The organism is Pseudomonas panipatensis, from assembly GCF_900099785.1.
Lineage (GTDB): Bacteria > Pseudomonadota > Gammaproteobacteria > Pseudomonadales > Pseudomonadaceae > Pseudomonas > Pseudomonas panipatensis.
This window is the reverse complement of the sequence record NZ_FNDS01000002.1, coordinates 236,876-256,039: the sequence shown is the minus strand read 5'-3', so window position 1 is coordinate 256,039 and position 19,164 is coordinate 236,876. Positions and strand designations below refer to the sequence as shown.

General features: G+C 68.7%; 16 protein-coding genes. 11 read left to right on the top strand and 5 right to left on the bottom strand.

Annotation, left to right across the window (positions count from 1 at the left end; translation table 11 throughout):
• Positions 1-58 precede the first annotated feature (58 nt).
• The 7 genes from BLQ74_RS05330 to BLQ74_RS05300 all read left to right on the top strand — a co-directional run bounded on the left by BLQ74_RS05330 (position 59) and on the right by BLQ74_RS05300 (position 6,351).
• Positions 59-1,243, top strand: coding sequence for an amino acid ABC transporter permease (locus tag BLQ74_RS05330; protein WP_090261500.1), 1,185 nt, complete (start codon positions 59-61; stop codon positions 1,241-1,243).
• A gap of 9 nt (positions 1,244-1,252) precedes the next feature.
• On the top strand, positions 1,253-2,353 hold the full coding sequence (locus BLQ74_RS05325; protein ID WP_090261499.1) for an amino acid ABC transporter permease: 1,101 nt from the start codon (positions 1,253-1,255) through the stop codon (positions 2,351-2,353).
• Positions 2,354-2,365: 12 nt separating this feature from the next.
• Positions 2,366-3,139 (top strand): amino acid ABC transporter ATP-binding protein, encoded by a 774-nt coding sequence (locus BLQ74_RS05320; RefSeq protein WP_090261498.1) that lies wholly within the window; start codon positions 2,366-2,368, stop codon positions 3,137-3,139.
• A 283-nt stretch (positions 3,140-3,422) separates the two neighbouring features.
• The gene (pcsA, locus tag BLQ74_RS05315; protein ID WP_090261497.1) at positions 3,423-4,145 is read left to right on the top strand and encodes a phosphatidylcholine synthase; all 723 of its coding nucleotides are present in this window, start codon (positions 3,423-3,425) and stop codon (positions 4,143-4,145) included.
• A gap of 195 nt (positions 4,146-4,340) precedes the next feature.
• Positions 4,341-5,039 (top strand): glutathione S-transferase C-terminal domain-containing protein, encoded by a 699-nt coding sequence (locus tag BLQ74_RS05310; RefSeq protein ID WP_090261496.1) that lies wholly within the window; start codon positions 4,341-4,343, stop codon positions 5,037-5,039.
• Positions 5,036-5,347, top strand: coding sequence for a GIY-YIG nuclease family protein (locus BLQ74_RS05305; protein WP_090261495.1), 312 nt, complete (start codon positions 5,036-5,038; stop codon positions 5,345-5,347). The genes BLQ74_RS05310 and BLQ74_RS05305 overlap by 4 nt, the downstream gene beginning before the upstream one ends.
• A gap of 68 nt (positions 5,348-5,415) precedes the next feature.
• Positions 5,416-6,351, top strand: a complete 936-nt coding sequence (locus BLQ74_RS05300; RefSeq protein ID WP_090261494.1) for a glutathione S-transferase family protein — start codon at positions 5,416-5,418, stop codon at positions 6,349-6,351.
• 79 nt (positions 6,352-6,430) lie between these two features.
• Here BLQ74_RS05300 and yejK read toward each other — a convergent pair whose 3' ends face one another.
• Positions 6,431-7,435, bottom strand: coding sequence for a nucleoid-associated protein YejK (gene yejK, locus BLQ74_RS05295; protein ID WP_090261493.1), 1,005 nt, complete (start codon positions 7,433-7,435; stop codon positions 6,431-6,433).
• A 183-nt stretch (positions 7,436-7,618) separates the two neighbouring features.
• Between yejK and sbcD the strand changes: the two genes are divergently transcribed.
• From sbcD to BLQ74_RS05275, 4 genes are all read left to right on the top strand, one after another.
• Positions 7,619-8,839: an exonuclease subunit SbcD gene (gene sbcD, locus BLQ74_RS05290; protein WP_090261492.1), complete on the top strand. Its 1,221-nt coding sequence runs from the start codon at positions 7,619-7,621 to the stop codon at positions 8,837-8,839.
• Positions 8,839-12,279 carry an AAA family ATPase gene (locus BLQ74_RS05285; protein WP_090261491.1) on the top strand — a complete coding sequence of 1,147 codons (3,441 nt, stop codon included), beginning with the start codon at positions 8,839-8,841 and terminating at the stop codon, positions 12,277-12,279. Before sbcD ends, BLQ74_RS05285 begins: the two co-directional genes overlap by 1 nt.
• Positions 12,280-12,478: 199 nt before the next feature.
• The gene (locus tag BLQ74_RS05280; RefSeq protein WP_212633127.1) at positions 12,479-13,117 is read left to right on the top strand and encodes a Dps family protein; all 639 of its coding nucleotides are present in this window, start codon (positions 12,479-12,481) and stop codon (positions 13,115-13,117) included.
• Positions 13,118-13,464: 347 nt separating this feature from the next.
• On the top strand, positions 13,465-14,007 hold the full coding sequence (locus BLQ74_RS05275) for a hydrolase (protein ID WP_090261490.1): 543 nt from the start codon (positions 13,465-13,467) through the stop codon (positions 14,005-14,007).
• Here the strand turns inward: BLQ74_RS05275 and rlmF are convergent.
• The 4 genes from rlmF to BLQ74_RS05255 all read right to left on the bottom strand — a co-directional run bounded on the left by rlmF (position 14,004) and on the right by BLQ74_RS05255 (position 19,109).
• Positions 14,004-14,996: a 23S rRNA (adenine(1618)-N(6))-methyltransferase RlmF gene (gene rlmF, locus BLQ74_RS05270; RefSeq protein WP_090261489.1), complete on the bottom strand. Its 993-nt coding sequence runs from the start codon at positions 14,994-14,996 to the stop codon at positions 14,004-14,006. The two genes, BLQ74_RS05275 and rlmF, sit on opposite strands and share 4 nt — an antisense overlap.
• Positions 14,997-15,173: 177 nt before the next feature.
• Positions 15,174-15,470 (bottom strand): winged helix-turn-helix domain-containing protein, encoded by a 297-nt coding sequence (locus tag BLQ74_RS05265; protein WP_090261488.1) that lies wholly within the window; start codon positions 15,468-15,470, stop codon positions 15,174-15,176.
• A 25-nt stretch (positions 15,471-15,495) separates the two neighbouring features.
• Complete coding sequence (locus BLQ74_RS05260) at positions 15,496-17,328, bottom strand: SLC13 family permease (protein ID WP_090261487.1); 1,833 nt, start codon at positions 17,326-17,328, stop codon at positions 15,496-15,498.
• 125 nt (positions 17,329-17,453) lie between these two features.
• Positions 17,454-19,109 (bottom strand): thiamine pyrophosphate-binding protein, encoded by a 1,656-nt coding sequence (locus BLQ74_RS05255; protein ID WP_090261486.1) that lies wholly within the window; start codon positions 19,107-19,109, stop codon positions 17,454-17,456.
• Positions 19,110-19,164: the final 55 nt, after the last annotated feature.

Below are 19,164 nucleotides of genomic sequence, written 5' to 3'. Positions count from 1 at the left end.
TCCCGGCGCGGCATGGGCGTGGTCCCGTGGCGGGCGGGAGCCTTCCGAGAGGGCTTCCATGCAAAATTCCGTCAAAGCCCGGCGCCCGAAGGGATTGTCGCTCAACGATCCGCAGGTGCGCGCCTGGGCTTTCCAGATCGTCGCGGTCGTCGCGGTGCTGGCGTTCGGCTGGTTCCTCTTCGATAACACCCAGGCCAACCTGGCCCACCGGGGTATCCAGTCCGGCTTCGGCTTCCTCAAGAACAGCGCCGGCTTCGGCATTTCCCAGCACCTGATCGACTACAGCGAGTCGGACACCTATGGCCGGGTGTTCTTCGTCGGCCTGCTCAATACCCTGCTGGTGACGGTGATCGGCATCGTCTTCGCCACGGTCATCGGCTTCCTCCTCGGGGTCGCGCGACTGTCGCCGAACTGGCTGGTCCGCAAGATCGCCACGGTGTACATCGAGACCTTCCGCAACATCCCGCCGCTGCTGCAGATCTTCTTCTGGTACTTCGCCGTGCTCGCCCAGTTGCCCGGGCCGCGGCAAAGCATCAGCGTCGGCGATCTGCTGTTCTTCAACAACCGCGGCATGCAGATGCCGGCGCCGATCGCCACCGACGACCTGCCGGCATTCCTCATCGCCATCCTTCTCGCGCTGGTGGCCTGGGCCGTGCTCTGGCGCTGGGCCAAGGTGCGCTTCTACGCCACCGGCAAGACCTTCCCGGTGTTCCTCTGCGGCTTCGCCACGCTGATCCTGCTGCCGGCGCTGACCATACTGCTGGCGGGGACGCCGCTGCACTGGGAAGTGCCGGTGCTGCAGGGCTTCAACTTCCGTGGCGGTTGGGTGGTGATCCCGGAACTGGTGTCGATCGTCCTGGCGCTGTCCATCTACACCGCCGCCTTCATCGGCGAGACCGTGCGCGCCGGCATCCAGGCGGTCAGTCACGGCCAGACCGAGGCGGCCGGCTCCCTCGGCCTGCGCCCCGGGCAGACCCTGCGCCTGGTGATCATCCCGCAGGCGCTGCGGGTGATAGTGCCGCCGCTGACCAGCCAATACCTGAACCTGGCGAAGAACTCCTCGCTGGCCGCCGGCATCGGCTACCCGGACATGGTCTCGCTGTTCGCCGGCACGGTGCTCAACCAGACCGGCCAGGCCATCGAGACCATGGCCATCACCATGAGCGTGTACCTGGCCATCAGCATTTCCATCTCGCTGCTGATGAACTGGTACAACAAGCGCATCGCGCTGATCGAGCGATAGGAGGCTGACATGGCAACCCACACCTTCAAGCCCGATCTGCCGCCGCCCGCGTTGAGCGTGGGCCTGGTCGGCTGGCTGCGCGCCAACCTGTTCTCCAACTGGTTCAACAGCCTGCTGACCCTGGTCGGGCTCTACGTCGTCTGGCTGATCGTCCCGCCGCTGCTGGAGTGGGCGGTGATCAAGGCCAACTGGAGCGGCGCCAGCCGCGCCGATTGCACGTGGGCCGGGGCCTGCTGGGTGTTCATCGGCACCCGTTTCGGCCAGTTCATGTACGGTTTCTACCCGGAGGAACTGCGTTGGCGCGTGGACCTCAACGTCCTGCTGGTGATCGTCGGCGCGGCGCCGATATTCATCCGCAAGTTCCCGCAGAAGCTGAAATACGCCCTGGCCTACCTGCTGGCCCTGCCGCTGGTGAGCTTCTGGCTGCTGCACGGCGGCTTCCTCGGCCTGGAGACGGTAGCCACCAGCCAGTGGGGCGGCCTGATGCTGACCGTGGTGATCGCCGCCGTCGGCATCGCCGGGGCCTTGCCGATCGGCATATTGCTGGCGCTGGGGCGGCGCTCCAGGCTGCCGGCGATCAAGGTGCTGAGCGTCACCACCATCGAGTTCTGGCGCGGCGTGCCGCTGATCACCGTGCTGTTCATGTCCTCGGTGATGCTGCCGCTGTTCCTCCCCGAAGGGCTGAACCTGGACAAGCTGCTGCGGGCCATGGTGATGGTGGTGCTGTTCGAGGCCGCCTACATCGCCGAGGTGGTGCGCGGCGGCATGCAGGCCATTCCCAAGGGCCAGTACGAAGCGGCCGCGGCCATGGGCCTGGGCTACTGGCGGACCATGGGCCTGGTGATCCTGCCGCAGGCGCTGAAGCTGGTGATCCCCGGCATCGTCAACACCTTCATCGCGCTGTTCAAGGACACCAGCCTGGTGATCATCATCGGCCTGTTCGACTTCCTCAACAGCATCAAGCGCGCCACCGCGGACCCGGCCTGGCTGGGCATGTCCACCGAGGGCTATGTGTTCGCCGCGCTGGTCTACTGGATTTTCTGTTTCAGCATGTCCCGCTACTCCCAGTACCTGGAGCGCAAGCTGGACACTGGCCACAAGCGTCGTTAGGAGTTCGTCATCATGTCTGAAGCCAGCAAGAAGAGCGTTCCGGCCATCGGCGATCACGTGATGATCGAGATGAAGGGGGTGAACAAGTGGTACGGCCAGTTCCACGTCCTCAAGGACATCAACCTGACCGTGCAGCAGGGCGAGCGCATCGTCCTCTGCGGGCCGTCCGGCTCCGGCAAGTCCACCACCATCCGCTGCATCAACCGCCTGGAGGAGCACCAGCAGGGTAGCATCATCGTCGATGGCACCGAGCTGACCAACGACCTCAAGCAGATCGAGGCGATCCGCAGCGAGGTGGGCATGGTGTTCCAGCACTTCAACCTGTTCCCGCACCTCACCGTGCTGCAGAACTGCACCCTGGCGCCCATGTGGGTGCGCAAGATGCCCAAGCGCCAGGCCGAGGAAGTCGCCATGCACTACCTGGAGCGGGTGCGCATCCCGGAGCAGGCCAACAAGTACCCGGGCCAGCTCTCCGGCGGCCAGCAGCAGCGCGTGGCCATCGCCCGCGCGCTGTGCATGAAGCCGAAGATCATGCTGTTCGACGAACCCACCTCGGCGCTCGACCCGGAAATGGTCAAGGAAGTGCTCGACACCATGATCGGCCTGGCGCAGAGCGGCATGACCATGCTCTGCGTGACCCACGAGATGGGCTTCGCGCGCACCGTGGCGAACCGGGTGATCTTCATGGACAAGGGCGAAATCGTCGAACAGGCGGCGCCGGACCAGTTCTTCGACAACCCGCAGTCCGACCGCACCAAGCTGTTCCTCAGCCAGATCCTGCACTGAGTCGCGCGCTCCGGCGCCCGGTCCCGGAACGGGCAGGGCGCCGCGCGTTCGTCGGCGACTTTCGCGGCGCCACGCTCATCCCGGGATTTGCCATCCCCCCGGCGCTTCGGCGTATCCTGCCCCTTCGCCCCGCCGCGCCCGCTCCACCCGGCGTATCGGCGCCCGCCCACGGGCTGAACTCGGTCGTCGGATCCTTGTCCCGATCTGTCGGGGTTCGTACCGTGGAGTCCCATGGATGGGCTATACGTTGAAGTAGCTCGATTCGCCGTCCGACTGAAGAGATATGCCTGTGAGCCTGACCCTTTCCCCGCTGAACATCAGCAAAGCCAAGGCCTGGAGCGCCCACGCGGTGACCGCCAGCGGTGTGATCCTGGCCCTGCTGGCCTTGCTGGCCCTGGTCGACAGCCGCCCGCAGGCCTGCCTGCTGTGGCTCGGCGTGGCGCTGCTGGTGGACGGGCTGGATGGCACCCTGGCGCGCAAGTTCGACGTCAAGGTGGTGTTGCCGCACTTCGACGGCTCCACCCTCGACCTGGTGATCGACTACCTCACCTACGTCTTCATCCCGGCGATCTTCATCTATCGCTACGTGCCGCTGCCGGCGCACACCGAGCTGCTCACCGTCGGGGTCATCCTGGTGTCGTCGTTGTTCTGCTTCTGCAACGTCAACATGAAGAGCCAGGACAACTACTTCGTCGGCTTCCCGGCGGCGTGGAACGTGGTGGCGGTGTATTTCTTCGTCCTCGAACCGGGCGCCTGGGTCTGCCTGATCACCGTGCTGGCGCTGGCCGCGCTGACCCTGACGCGGATGAAGTTCCTGCATCCCTTCCGCGTGCGTCAGTACATGGCGCTGAACATCGCCGTGACCTTCGCCTGGATGCTCAGCAGCGCCCTGCTGATCCTCCACCATCCAAGCGACGTGCCCTGGCTGCTGGGCCTGTGGTTCGCCTCCTCGGCCTATTTCATCGGTATCTGCCTGTGGCGCACCGTCGCCGAGTGGCTGGTCTGAGCGCCGGAGCCGGCGCCAGGCGCTGAACGGGCTGGCGGCCCTCCAGGCACGGGCCGAGCCTTGGCCGCTGGCGCGGAGCGCGCATGAGAACCATCGGTCGATTGCTATCGGATGCGTCTGATACGCGGCGCTTAAGGCTCGCCGTGGTCGGCGCCATGGGCTTAAATGACAGGCGACTCCGTCAGGAAGACTGCCATGATCACCCTGTTCCAGTTCCCGCCCGCCTTCAACGTCCCCAATATCAGCCCCTTCTGCCTGAAGCTGGAGACCTTCCTGCGTCTGGCCGGCCTGGAGTACCACGTGCAGCACGTCATGGACCCGCGCAAGGGGCCCAAGGGCAAGCTGCCGTTCATCAAGGTCGATGGCGAAGTCATCGCTGACAGCGAAGTCATCATCCAGGCGTTGCAGCGCCGCTACGCCCTCGATCTCGACGCCGGCCTGGACGCCCGCGGGCGTGGCTGGGCGGTGGCCATCACGCGCCTCTGCGACCAGCACCTGGCGCCCTTGCTGGTGTACTTCCGCTGGATCGACGGGCCTGGCTGGAAGCAGGTCGCGCCGGTGCTCCTGCGCGGCATCCCGGCGCCGCTGCGGCCGCTGCTGGGCGCCCTGGTGCGGCGCAAGATCCGTGGCCAGCTGGCCGGCGTCGGGCTGATGGCGCACAGCCGCGACGAACTGCTGGAATTCGCCCAGCGCGACCTCGAAGCCCTCGACGGCCTGCTCGGCGACGTGCCCTTCTTCGGCGGTGCGCAGCCCTGCAGCGCCGACGCGGCGGCCTATGGGATACTCGCCAACCTGATCCTCTCCACCCTGGAAACGCCCTTGAACCACATGGCGCGCGAATACGAACGGCTGGTCGCCTACTGCGAACGCATGCAGCAACGGGTCTGGTCATGAGCACGGCGCAACCCCGGCCCTGGTTCGTCTACCTGGTGCGCGCCGAGAACGGTGCGCTCTACTGCGGCATCAGCGACGACCCGCAGCGGCGCTTCGAGGCGCATCGCAGCGGGCGCGGCGCGCGCTTCTTCCACTCCAGCCCGGCCCAGGCGCTGGTGTATATCGAAGCCTGTGCCGGCAAGGGCGATGCGTTGCGCCGTGAGCGGGCGATCAAGGCGCTGGGCAAGCCGGCCAAGGAGCGCCTGGTGCTGGCAGGCGCCGCCGTGAGCGTGCCGATCAGTGCCATGGATGAGGCGTCATCCGCCTGAGTGGGTAGGACGCGGCTGACGGCAAGGGTAAGCTTGAGGGCCCTCTCGCCATTCAACGGAGCCCGCGCATGTCCGAGTTGATCCTGCACCACTACCCGACTTCCCCCTTCGCCGAGAAGGCGCGTCTGCTGCTGGGCTTCAAACAGCTGTCCTGGCGTTCGGTGCAGATCCCGCCGATCATGCCCAAGCCCGACCTGGTCGCCCTCACCGGCGGCTACCGCAAGACCCCGGTGCTGCAGGTCGGCGCCGACGTCTATTGCGACACCGCGCTGATCGCCCGTCGCCTGGAGCAGGAAAAGGCCACCCCGGCGCTGTTCCCCGAAGGGCAGGAATTCACTGTCGCCGCCTTCGCCCAGTGGGCCGATTCGGTGATCTTCCAGCACGCGGTGAGCCTGGTGTTCCAGCCGGAATCCATCGCCGTGCGCTTCGGCAAGCTGCCGCCGGAATTCGTCAAGTCCTTCGTCGCCGACCGTAGCCAGCTGTTCAGCGGCGGCAGCGCCAGCCGACTGCCGGCGGAGATCGCCCGCCAGCAGTGGCCGGTGTTCATGGCTCGGGTCGAGCAGCAACTGGCGCGCGAGGAGGGCGACTTCCTCTTCGGCGAGCCGTCGCTGGCTGACTTCGCCCTGGCCCACTGCCTGTGGTTCGTGCGTGGCACGCCGGTCACCGCGCCGCTGGTGGACGCCTATCCGGCGCTGTCGGCCTGGCTCGGCCGGGTGCTCGGCTTCGGCCACGGCGCGCACAGCGACATGAGCGCCGAGGAAGCGCTGCGGGTGGCCCGTGACAGCCAGCCGGCGGCACTGCCGGAAGAAACCTTCAGCGATCCCAACGGCTTCAGCGCCGGCCAGCGCGTGGCCGTCGCCGCCACCGATTACGGTGTCGATGCGGTGGAGGGCGAGCTGCTGCACGTCGGCAGCGAAGAGATCATCCTGCGCCGCGAAGACCCGCGCGCCGGCGTCGTGCATGTGCACTTCCCGCGCCTGGGGTTCCGCATCGAGGCGCGCTGAAGCGCCGGCGCAGGGCGGATAACCGCGCGGTTATCCGCCGTTGTGCGCCCAGCCCATCCTGCGGCGCAAGGGCCCGCACTTACTTGCGGCGCTTGAGCTGGTCGTGCAATTGGGTCGGCAGGCCGCGGATGATCAGCATGTCGCGCTCTTCGTCGTACTCCACCTTGCTGCCCAGCAGGTGCGCCTCGAAGCTGATCGACAGCCCCTCGGCGCGGCCGGTGAAGCGGCGGAACTGGTTGAGGGTGCGCTTGTCCGCGGGGATTTCCGGGGCCAGGCCGTAGTCCTTGTTGCGGATGTAGTCGTAGAAGGCGCGCGGTTGCTGCTCGTCCATCAGCTCGGAGAGCGCGTCCAGGGCCATCGGCTCGCCGATGCGCGCCTGGCTGGTGGCGTAGTCGACCAGGGTGTCGGTCTTCTCCCGCGCTTTCTCTTCCGGAAGGTCCTCGCTTTCGACGAAGTCGCTGAAGGCCTTGAGCAGGGTGCGGGTTTCGCTCGGCGCATCGACGCCTTCCTGGCAGCCGACGAAATCGCGGAAGTAATCCGAGACCTTCTTGCCGCCCTTGCCCTTGATGAAGGAGATGTACTGCTTCGAGGTCTTGTTGTTGCGCCACTCGGAGATATTGATGCGCGCCGCCATGTGCAACTGGCCGAGGTCGAGGTGGCGCGACGGCGTCACTTCCAGCGCCTCGGTCACCGCCACGCCCTCGCTGTGGTGCAGCAGGGCCACGGCCAGGTAGTCGGTCATGCCTTGCTGGTAGTGGCAGAACAGCACATGGCCGCCGGTGGAGAGGTTGGACTCTTCCATCAGGTTCTTCAGGTGCTCCACGGCCTGGCGGCTGAAAGCGACGAAATCCTTGCCGCCATCCAGGTATTCGCTCAGCCAACCGCTGAACGGGTAGGCGCCGGACTCATCCTGGAACAGCCCCCAGGCCTTGTTCGGCTTGGCGTTGTAGCTCTCGTTGAGGTCGGCCATGAGGTTTTCGATGGCCTGGGAATCGCCCAGCTCGGCCTCGCGCGCATGCAGCGTGGCGGGGTTGCCGTCGGGCTTCTTGTCGATCAGGTGAACGATGGCGTGACGAATCGGCATCTCGGACTCTGGCGTGGGAAAGGGTGGGGCGCCGCGGCAGGGCGCAAAGCCGCCAGTTTACCCGAGCTTGGCCGCGCGTGCCGCCTGGCCGGGCGCTAACCGGCGGCGCCGCGGCGTGCCTCGTCGGCGCGCGGAAGCGGGTATCATCGACGCCTTTGCTTCCAGGCTCCGGGCACCGACCGCATGCGCATTCTCCACACCTCCGACTGGCACCTCGGCCAGCACTTCATGGGCAAGAGCCGCGAGGCCGAGCACCAGGCCTTCTGCCGCTGGCTGGTGGGGCAGGTGCGCGAGCAGGCGGTGGACGCGGTGATCATCGCCGGCGACCTGTTCGATACCGGCGCGCCGCCGAGTTATGCCCGCGAGCAGTACAACCGCTTCATCGTCGACCTGCGCGCTACCGGCGCGAGCCTGGTGGTGCTGGCCGGCAACCACGACTCGGTGGCGGTGCTGGAAGAGTCCAAGGACTTGCTGGCCTGCCTCGGCACCCAGGTGGTGGCCGCCGCCAGCACCGACCTCGACGCGCAGCTGCTGTCACTGCCGCGCCGCGATGGCGAGCCCGGCGCGCTGCTCTGCGCGATTCCCTTCCTGCGCCCGCGCGACCTGCTGGCCAGCCAGGCCGGGCAGAGCGCCCAGGACAAGCAACTGGCCCTGCAACAGGCCATCCAGGCGCACTACCAGGCGCTGTTCGCCCACGCCCAGGCGCGCCGCGAAACGCTTGGCCGGCGCCTGCCGATCGTCGCCAGCGGGCACCTGACCACGGTCGGCGCCAGCGCCAGCGAGTCGGTGCGGGAAATCTACGTCGGCAGCCTGGAAGCCTTTCCCACCAGCGCCTTCCCGGCGGCCGACTACATCGCCCTCGGACATATCCACAGGCCGCAGAAGGTCGGCGGGCTGGAGCACATCCGTTACTGCGGCTCGCCGATCGCGCTGAGCTTCGACGAAGCGCGGCAGGCCAAGGAAGTGCTGCTGGTCGATCTCGACGACAACGGTCTGCGCGCGGTGACGGCCTTGCCGGTGCCGTGTTTCCAGGCCCTGCAATCCATCGCCGGCGACCTGCAAAGCCTGCCCGCGCAACTGGCCGAGGCGGCGCGCCTGGGTACGCCCGAACGGCCGGTGTGGGTCGAAGTCCTGGTTCGCGCCGACGACTACCTGAGCGATCTGCAGGTGCGCATCGAGGCGCTCTGCGCGGACCTGCCGGTGGAAGTGCTGCGTACCCGCCGCGAGCGCGGCAACGTCCAGGCCGGGCTGTTCAGCGAGGCCCGCGAAACCCTCGACGAACTCTCCGCCGAAGACGTCTTCGCCCAGCGCCTCGACGCGGAAACCCTCGAACCGGCGCTGCGCCAGTCCCTCAGCGGGCTGTACCGCGACGTGCTCGCCGAACTGCGCGAAGGAGAGGCCTGATGCGAATCCTCAGCCTGCGCCTGAAGAACCTCAACTCGCTGAAGGGCGAATGGAAGATCGACTTCAGCGCCGAACCGTTCCGCGACAACGGCCTGTTCGCCATCACCGGGCCCACCGGCGCCGGCAAGACCACCCTGCTCGACGCCATCTGCCTGGCCCTCTACCACCGCACGCCACGCATGAGCACGCTGTCGCAGAGCGGCAACGAACTCATGACCCGGCACACCGCCGATTGCCTGGCCGAAGTCGAGTTCGAGGTGAAGGGCCGCCGCTACCGCGCCTTCTGGAGCCAGCGCCGCGCCCGCGACAAGCTCGACGGCGCGCTGCAGGCGCCCAAGGTCGAGCTGGCGCGCATCGACAGCGCCGGCGGCGAGGGCGCAATCCTCACCGACAAGATCAACGACAAGCTGCGCCAGACCGAGCAGCTCACCGGCCTCGACTTCGAGCGCTTCACCAAGTCCATGCTGCTCGCCCAGGGCGGTTTCGCCGCCTTCCTCGAAGCCAGCGCCAACCAGCGCGCCGAGCTGCTGGAGGAGCTGACCGGCACGGAAATCTACGGCCTGATCTCGCAGCGGGTGTTCGAGCGCAGCCGCGATGCCAAGGCCGCCCTCGACCAGTTGCGCGCGCGCGCCGATGGCGTCGAGCTGCTCAGCGCCGAACAACGCGCCGAGCTGCAGGCCGAGGCCGCGCGCCTGCTCGCCGAGGAGGCGCCGCTGGGCGAGCGCCAGCAGGCCTTGAACGTGCAGCGGCGCTGGCGCGAAGACCTGGTCCGCGCCGAGCAGCAGCGGCAGCAGGCCGGTGCCCGCGAAAGTGCCGCGCGCCAGGCGCTGGACGCGGCCGCGGCGCAGTTGCAGCGGCTGGCCGCCAGCGAGCCGGCGACCCGCCTGCAACCGCTGCACGACGCCTGGCAGGACGCACTGCACGGCCTGCAGCAGGAGCAGCGTGCGCTGGACGATATCCACCGGCAACAAGGCGACAGCGCCGCGCAGGTCAGCCGCGGCCTGTGGCATGCCAGCCGCCTCAGCGCGCAGCTCGCCAGCCAGCGGCAGCGCGCGGCCAGCGAACTGGCCGAACAACGCCGGCAGCTCCAGGCGCAACTGGCGGCCAATCCCCAGCACGCGCGCCTGGGCGAACTACTCGGCGGCTGGCAGGCACAGTTCGCGCGGCAGCGCCAACTCGGCGCGGAACGCACGGCGGCGCAGGCACAGGCCGGGCAACTGGCCGCGCAGATCGCCGCGCTGGACGCTCAACTGGCCGCGCAACACCAGCGTGTCGGCGAAGAACAGGCCCGGCTCGACGCCGCGGGGCAGAACGAGGCCCGCCAGCAGGCGGCCTTGCAAGCCCTCTGCGGCGGCGCCAGCGAAGCCGAACTGCGCCAGCGCTGGCAGGCCCTGCAACAGCAAGGGCGCGTCTTCGACCGCCTGGAGCAACTGGCGCGCGCACGCGAGCAGGCCGCCGCCCAGGTCGCCCGTCTGCAACCGCAGGTGGCCGAGCTGATCCACGGCAAGGCACAGAAAGACAGCGAGATCGGCGGGCTGCGCGAGCGCTACAAGGCGCTCAAGCAGCAGGTCAGCGACAAGGAAAAACTGCTCGAACAGGAACAGCGCATCCAGGCCCTGGAGGCCTACCGCGCGCACCTGCGAGCGGGCGAGGCCTGTCCGCTGTGCGGCTCCCACGAGCACCCGGCGATTGCCGCCTACCAGGCACTGGATGTCTCGGAAACCCAGCAGGCGCTGAACGCCGCGCGCGCCGCCCTGGCTCGCCTGGAGAGCGACGGCGTGGCCCTGCGCGACGAACTGGCCGCGCTCGATGCCCAGGCCCAGGCGACCCAGCGGCAACTGGACGAGGCCCAGGCGCAACAGCGCCAGTTGGCCGAGGACTGGCAACGGCAAGTGGCCGAGCAGGACCTGGCCATCGGCGATGGCGCCGGCCTGGCCGTGGCCATCCAGCGCCACGAACAGGCCCTGGCCGAACTGCACGGCGCCCTGGCCGCCATCGACGCCGGCAAGGCCGCGTTGCACGGCGCCAGCCAGGCCCGCGAGGCGCAGGAGAAAGCCACGGCCGCCGCGCAACAACAACTGGCATTGCTGCAACGCGACCGCGACAACGCGCAGCAACGGCACAGCGAACAACAGCAGCGCCTGACGCAGGTGCAGCAGGCGCAGGACGAACAGGCGGCGGCCCTGCTTGCCAGCCTCGCCGGCTTCGCCAGCGCCTTGCCCGAAGATGGCGTCGCCTGGCTGGCCGAACGCGAGCGTGAATGGCGGCACTGGCAGCAGGCCCAGCAGCGCGACCAGCAGTTGCAGGTCAGCGAACGCGACGCGCAACGGGCCTGGCAGGACGCCGCCGCCCTGGCCGCGCAATGGCAGGCGCGCTGGCAGGCCACTGGCGCGGACGCGCTGGCCGAGCTGCCGCCCTGCGACGATGCGCAGGAACGCCTGAGCGCCGCCGAGGCCGAACTGGCCGCGGCGCAGACCCGCGAGCATGCCTTGCACGGACAAGCGCAGCGCCAAGGCGAACTGCTGCAACAACGGCGCGAGCAACTCGCCGAACGCGAGGGCGCCTGGCAGCAGGCCCTGCGCGACAGCCCCTTCGCCGACCTGGCGGCGTTCCGCGGCGCCCTGCTCGATGAGGCGGAACGCCAGCGCCTCGGCCAGCTCAAGGCGCAGCTGGACACCGCGCTGACTGAAGCCGTGGCCCTGCGCGCCGCCGCCGAGCAAGCCGTGCAGGCGCTGAACGCGGCCCCGGCGACAACGCTGGAACTGGCCGAACTGGACGCGCAGGGGCAGGCCCTGGCCGCGCAGTTGCGCGCCCTCGGCCAGCGCCAGGGCGAGCTGCGCGCGCAGTTGCAGAGCGACGACGCGCGGCGTGCCAGCCAACAGGCGCTGTTCGCGGAAATCCAGGCACAGGAGGCGGTCAACGACCTCTGGCAGCGCCTCAACGGCCTGATCGGCTCGGCCGACGGTGCCAAGTACCGGCGTTTCGCCCAGGGCCTCACCCTCGATCACCTGGTGCACCTGGCCAACCGCCAATTGCAGCGCCTGCACGGCCGCTACCAACTGGCACGGCGCAGCGACGGTGAGCTGGAGCTGGAAGTCATCGACACCTGGCAGGGCGATGTCGCCCGCGATTGCCGCACCCTTTCCGGGGGCGAGAGCTTCCTGGTCAGCCTGGCGCTGGCCTTGGCGCTGTCCGACCTGGTCAGCCACAAGACCAGCATCGACTCGCTGTTCCTCGACGAAGGCTTCGGCACCCTCGACGGCGAAACCCTGGAAGTGGCGCTCGACGCACTGGACAGCCTCAACGCCAGCGGCAAGAGCATCGGTGTGATCAGTCACGTCGAAGCCCTGAAGGAGCGCATCCCGGTGCAACTGAAGGTGCACAAGGGCGTGGGCATGGGCTACAGCCGGCTGGATGGGCGCTACGCGGTGAAACCCTGAGCCCCGAGGACGCTCGCTGAAAGCAGCGCTCGCGCCTTGCCTCACTTGAAAAGGAGGCAAGGCGAGATAGGCTCAAGTGCGCACGCTTCGCCGGCCAGCGCCAGCGCAGGAGCGGCATCCGGCTCGTCCCGGGCCGCATGGAGCGGCACCCACAGGGGCGGCAACGACAGGTAATCCGAACCCGTTGAGGTGATCTGCCATGAAGAAACCCGCGTCGACTCCGAAGAAGCCCGCAGCGCCCAAGACCGCCGCCGCCAAGCCCGCCGCTGCCAAGCCGGCGGCGGCCAAACCCGCCAGCAAGGCCAGCGCCGTCAAGGCCACAACGGCACCGCGCCGCGCGTCGGCCCTGGCCACCCCGTCCGACCTGAGCAAGGACGCCACCCGTGACCTCAGCGCCGCGCTCAGCCGCCTGCTCGCCGACGTCTTCGCCCTGTACCTGAAGACCAAGAACTTCCACTGGCACGTCAGCGGTCCGCACTTCCGCGACTACCACCTGCTGCTCGACGATCAGGCCAGCGAACTCTTCGCCATGACCGACCCGATCGCCGAGCGCGTGCGCAAGATCGGCGGCAACACCATCCGCTCCATCGGCCACATCGCTCGCGACAAGCGCATCTCGGACAACGACGCCGAGTACGTGCAGCCGCTGGACATGCTCGCCGAGCTGCAGCAGGACAACAAAAGCCTCACCGTCTACATGCGCGAAGTGCACGACCTGTGCGACGACTACCACGACATCGCCACCGCCAGCCTGATCGAGAACTGGATCGACCAGACCGAACAGCGCACCTGGTTCCTCTTCGAAACCAGCCGCCGTGGCGATGGCACGGGGCATTGAGACGATCCGCGGAAACCAGAAAGGCCCCTCGCGGGGCCTTTTTCTTACGCAGCGGCAACGGGGCATTCGAGGGCAAAGCGCGGCATGGCTATCGCGCTGCGCGCTCAACCCATCCTACGGGTGCCGCATGGTTGTGGGCTGGGCTTCGTAGGATGGCGTTGAGCGCAGCGATACCCATCACCTTGGCAGCCGGGCGACCGCATGGGTTTCGCGGGCTCAACCCATCCTACGCGGCTGCCTTGCTGAGCGAAGCGACGCCCATGCCGCGAACGCTGCGGCGTGCCGCCTGGACGCCGGGCAGTCGCGCTTGCATAGTGAGGGTCCGCCTTTTCCGCCGGGAGCCCGCCATGTTGATCCGCGCAGACGATTCGGCCTTGCTGATCGTCGATATCCAGGAACGCCTCTATCCGGCCATCGACCAGGCCGAGGCGATGCTCGCGCACAGCGTCTGGCTGCTCGCGGTGGCGCAGCGCATCGGTGTGCCGGTGCTGGCCACGGAGCAGTACAGCAAGGGCCTGGGGCCGACGCTGGGGGCGTTGCGTGAGCGCCTGCCGGCCACGGCCATTGTGGAGAAGATCGCCTTTTCCGCGCTGGCCGATCCCGGCCTGTTGCAGATGCCCGGCGGCGAGCGCCGGCAGTTCGTGGTCTGCGGCAGCGAGGCGCATGTCTGTGTGTTGCAGACGGTGCTCGGCCTGCTGGCGCTGGGACGCGAGGTGTTCGTGGTGGCCGAGGCGGTCGGATCGCGGCGCGCCGAGGACAAGGCCCTGGCGCTGCAGCGCATGGCCCAGGCCGGGGCGGTGATCGTCAACCGCGAAATGGTCGCCTTCGAGTGGCTGGAGCGCGCCGGCAGCGAGCTGTTCCGCGCGGTCAGCCGCGAGTTCATCCGTTAGCCATACCAGGCCCGGCGTTGCTCGGGCTGGTGGAAGGTCCAGGCGACGAAGCGGCTCTGTTTCTGGCCCTGGGCCATGTCCACGCTGCGTATCTGCCGCGCGCCGGCCTGCTTGAGGGCGCGGCGGAAGTCGTCGAGGTTACCGGCCTTGGATACCAGCGAGCTGAACCACAGCACCTGGGACGCGACGTCTTTGCTCTCCGCCGCCATGCGCTTGAGGAAGGCGATCTCGCCGCCTTCGCACCAGAGTTCGTTGCTCTGCCCGCCGAAGTTCAGCAGCGGCAGTTTGCGCGCCGGGTCGAGCTTGCCGAGGTTCTTCCATTTGCGCCGGCTGCCGCTGCGGGCTTCGTCCGCCGAGGCATGGAACGGCGGGTTGCACAGGCTGGCGTGGAAGCGTTCGTCGGCGTGCAGCAGGCCATGGAAGATGTGCCGGGCGTCGTGCTGCTGGCGCAGTTCGATGGCCTCGCCAAGGCCCGGGTTGCCGCTGACGATGCCGTGCGCCGAGGCCAGCGCGGCCGCCTCGATGTCGGAGCCGAGGAAGCGCCAGCCGTAGTCGCGGTGGCCGATCAGCGGGTAGATGCAGTTGGCGCCGACGCCGATGTCCAGCAGGCGCACGGCGGGGCCGCGCGGCACGCTGCCGGCGTTGTCCTCGGCGAGCAGGTCGGCGAGGTAGTGCAGGTAATCGGCGCGGCCGGGAATCGGCGGGCAGAGGAAGTCGGCGGGTATCTCCCAATGGGCGATGCCGTACTGCGCCTTCAGCAGGGCGCGGTTGAACACCCGTACCGCCTGTGGGTCGGCGAAGTCGATGCTCGGCTTGCCGTAGGGATTGCTGATCACATAGGCACCCAGTTCGGGGCTGACGGCGATCAGGCTGGGGAAGTCGTAGCGTCCCTGGTGGCGGTTGCGCGGGTGTAGCAGATCCGGCTTTTTCTGCGCCGGGTCGCGCAGCGGCTGGGTTTTCGGAGCGGGGCGTTTCGGCGGCTTGGACATGGCGGGCGGCGGGGCAGGGGAGCGGGCGACGATTTTCCCATATTTGCGCAGGGCTGCGCTGCAGGCGCGGGCGTCGATTGCGCTGTCGCGGCGCGTGCTCGCAGGGCATGGAGGGCGCCTGCCGCGGGCGAATGACGGCGGAGGCGTTATCCGCCGTTGCCGTGGCGCTGCGGCGCTTCAGGGATAGCCCAGCGCCGCCTTGATCCGCCCGAGGTGGGCTTCGATCCAGCGCGGGTCGATGGCGCCCCAGTCGCGGATGCGGTAGTGCCCGGCGTTGTTGCGTTCGCCGTCGTGTTGCTCGAACACGCAGTCGATGTCCAGTTCTTCCAGCGCCGCCAGGGTGTCCTGGGCGGTGCGCCGGGGCATGCCGGTGGCCTCCATCAGCGCCGGTACGCTGCTCGCCGCGCCGCTGTGGATCAGCCAGGCGACATAGAGGCGACGGTAGAAACTGCTTTTGGTCTTGCTGACGTCCATGGACCTTCCTTGTTGTGGCGGGGGATCAATGCAGCGGGAGCAGCCAGGGTACCAGCAACACGCTGACGATCATCACCAGAACGGTGAAAGGCACGCCAACGCGCACGAAATCGCCGAAGCGATAGTGACCGGGACCGAGCACCAGGGTGTTCACCGGCGAGGAAATGGGCGTCATGAAGGCCGCCGAGGCGGCCAGCGCGACGATCATCGCGAAAGGGTAGGGCGAGGCGCCCAGGGCCTTGGCCGTGGCGATGGCCACCGGGGCCATGAGCACGGCGGTGGCGGTGTTGGAGATGAACAGGCCGATCAGCGCGGTGAGCAGGAACAGGCAGGCGAGCACCGCGTAGGGGCCGGCGCCGCCGAGCAGCGCCACCAGGCCCTGCACCGCCAGGGCGATGCCGCCGGTCTTCTGCAGGGCCAGGGCGAAGGGCAGCATGCCGACGATCAGCACCAGGCTCTGCCAGTGGATGGCCCGGTAGGCGCTGTCCATGTCGATGCAGCGGAAGGCGCCCATCAGCAGGCAGCCGATCAGCGCCGCCAGCACGTTGGGCACCACCCCGCTGACCATCAGCAGCACCATCACGCCGAGGCTGAGCAGCGCATGCGGCGCCTGGCTGGCCGCTGGCGCGGCTTCGTCGACTTCGGCCGGCAGGCTCAGGACCAGGAAGTCGCGGCCCTGGCCCTGCAACTGGCGGATGGCCTTCCAGGTGCCGACCACCAGCAGGGTGTCGCCGACTTTCAGCTTGGCGTCGAGCAGGCCCTCGACCAGCGCCTCGCGGTTGCGCCGCAGGCCGACCACGTTGAGCCCGTACTGGCTGCGGAAGCCCAGTTCCAGCACGCTCTTGCCGAGCAGCGCCGATTCCGGCGGCAGGGTCACTTCGGCCATGCCCACCTCATGGGCGCGCTCGCTGAAGTAGTCGCCCTGCAGGCTCAGCGGTTCCAGGCCGTATTCGTGGTAGAGGGCGAGCAGGTCGCTGCCGGGGGCGAACAGGTCGACCAGCAGCACGTCGCCGGCTTGCAGCAGCAGGTTCGCGCTGGGGCTGAGAATCTTCGCGCGCAGCCGCGCCTGGCGCTCGATGGCGACCACGTTGGTGCCGCGCTGGCTGCGCAACTGCACCTCGCCCAGGCTCAGGCCGACCAGCCGGGAGTCGGCGCGGATGCGCAGGCGACGTTCCCGCCCGGCCAAGCGGTAGTCGCGGATCAGGTCGCTCAGCGAGCGGCGCTGGGCGGCATTGCCCGGCTCCTCTTCGGCCCGGCCCAGCCAGCGCCGGGCGAGCAGCATGTAGGCGACGCCCATGGCGAGGATCACCAGGCCGATCGGGGTGAAGCTGAAGAAGCCGAAGCCCGCGCCGCCCTCGCGCACCAGTTCGCTGTGCACCACCACGTTGGGGGGCGTGGCGACCAGGGTGAGCATGCCGCTGATCAGGCCGGCGAAGCTCAGCGGCATCATCAGCCGCGCCGGCGCTACCTGCATGCGCGCGGCGACGTTGAGCACCACCGGGATGAAGATCGCCACCACGCCGGTGGAACTCATCACCGAACCGAGGCTGGCCACCGCCAGCATCAGCAGCACCAGCAGGCGGGTCTCGTCGTTGGCGGCCTTGAGCGTCAGCCATTCGCCGATGCGGAAGGCCACGCCGGTGCGCACCAGGCCTTCGCCGATGACGAACAGCGCGGCGATCAGCACCACGCTGGGGTCGGCGAAGCCGGCGAGGGACTCCGCCACGCTGAGCACGCCGCTCAGCGGCAGCGCGACCAGTACCAGCAGGGCGACCACGTCCATGCGCGGGCGGTTGAGGATGAACAGGCTCACCGTGGCGGCGAGCAGCAACAGGACCCAGAGCAGTTGTGGATTCATGCTTTTCCCTAGCCAGGACGCGCTGGGCATTCGCCCGCCGGGGGCGGACGCAACGCCTCGATCCGTTGCAGCTTAGCGAAGCCGTGGCCAGTGAGCAGGCCCGTGCTGGCACGGGCCGGGGGATTTCACTCCAGGCGCGCCTGCGGGGTGATCTGCCGTGGATCGGTGCGCAGTTCGATCAGCGCCGGCTTGCCCGACTGCTGGGCGCGGCGGAAGGCCGCCGGGAAGTCCTCGCTGCGCTCGACCCGTTCGCCGTGGGCGCCGAAGGCCTGGGCCAGGGCGACGAAGTCCGGGTTGGCCAGTGCGGTCGCGGAGATGCGACCGGGGTATTCGCGCTCCTGGTGCATGCGGATGGTGCCGAGCATGCCGTTGTTGACCACGATGACGATCAGCGCGGCGCCGAATTGCGCGGCGGTGGCCAGTTCCTGCGGGTACATCATGAAGCAGCCGTCGCCGGCGAAGCAGACCACGCTGCGCTCGGGCTGGCGCAGCTTGGCGGCGATGGCGGCGGGGAAGCCGTAGCCCATGGCGCCGTTGGTGGGGGCCAACTGGCTGCGGGCGGCGCGGTAGCGGTAGAAGCGGTGCACCCAGACCGCGTAGTTGCCGGCGCCGTTGCTGATCACCGCGTCGTCGGGGAGCACCTCGTTGAGGTGCGCGACCACCGCCGCCAGGTCCACCCCGGCCAGTTCGGCGCTGGGCTGTGGCGCCGTCGAGTAGGCCAGGTAGTCGGCGCGCGCGGCGGCCGTCCAGGCGTCCCACGGGCGGTCGGCGAGCGGTTCCAGGCTGGCCAGGGCGCTGGCGATGGCCGGCATGCTGGCGGTGATCGGCAGGTCGGCCTGGTAGACCCGGCCGAGTTCTTCGCTGTCCGGGTGGACGTGGATCAGGCTTTGCGTCGGCCGCGGGCTCTGGATCAGGGTGTAGCCGGCGGTCGGCGTTTCGCTCAGGCGCGAACCGAGCACCAGCAGCAGGTCGCTGTCGCGCACCCGCTCGGCCAGCCTGGGCGCGACACCGAAGCCGAGTTGCCCGACGTAGTTTGGATGGCGGTTGTCGAACAGGTCCTGGCGGCGGAAGGACGCCGCCACGGGCAGGCCGTTGGCCTCGACGAAGGCTTGCAGGGCCTGCCGCGCGGCCTCGTTCCAGCCGCTGCCGCCGACGATCAGCAGCGGCTTGCGCGCTGCCTGCAGGCGTTCGCGCAGTTCCACCAGGGCACTGGCTTCCGGCGCCGCCTGGGCGATGCGCGCGGGCGCTGCGTCGGCGACCGCGGCGGAGCCGAACAGCACCTCCTCCGGCAGGCCGATCACCACCGGCCCCGGGCGGCCGGATTGGGCGACGCTGAAGGCCTGGGCGACGATTTCCGGGATGCGCCGGATGTCGTCGATCTCGGTGGCCCACTTGGCCAGGCCGCCGAACATCTGCCGGTAGTCGACTTCCTGGAAGGCTTCGCGGCCCTTGAAGGCGCTTTCCACCTGGCCGATGAAGAGGATCATCGGCGTCGAATCCTGCTTCGCCGTGTGCACGCCATTGGCTGCGTGGGTGGCGCCCGGCCCGCGGGTGACGAAGCAGATACCCGGACGCCCGGTGAGCTTGCCGTAGGCATCGGCCATGTTCGAGGCGGCCCCTTCGTGGCGGGTGACGATGGTGCGGATGCCGGGCGCGTCGTGCAGGGCATCGAGCACCGGCAGGTAGCTTTCGCCGGGGATGCAGTAGACGGTGTCTACCGCATTGCCCGCGAGGGCATCGACGAGAATCTGGCCGCCGTTGCGGACGGGAAGGTCGGACATGGACTTCAGGCTCCTGTGGCTGGCTGGCCGGGGCCGCCCCCGCTGAGGGCCGACG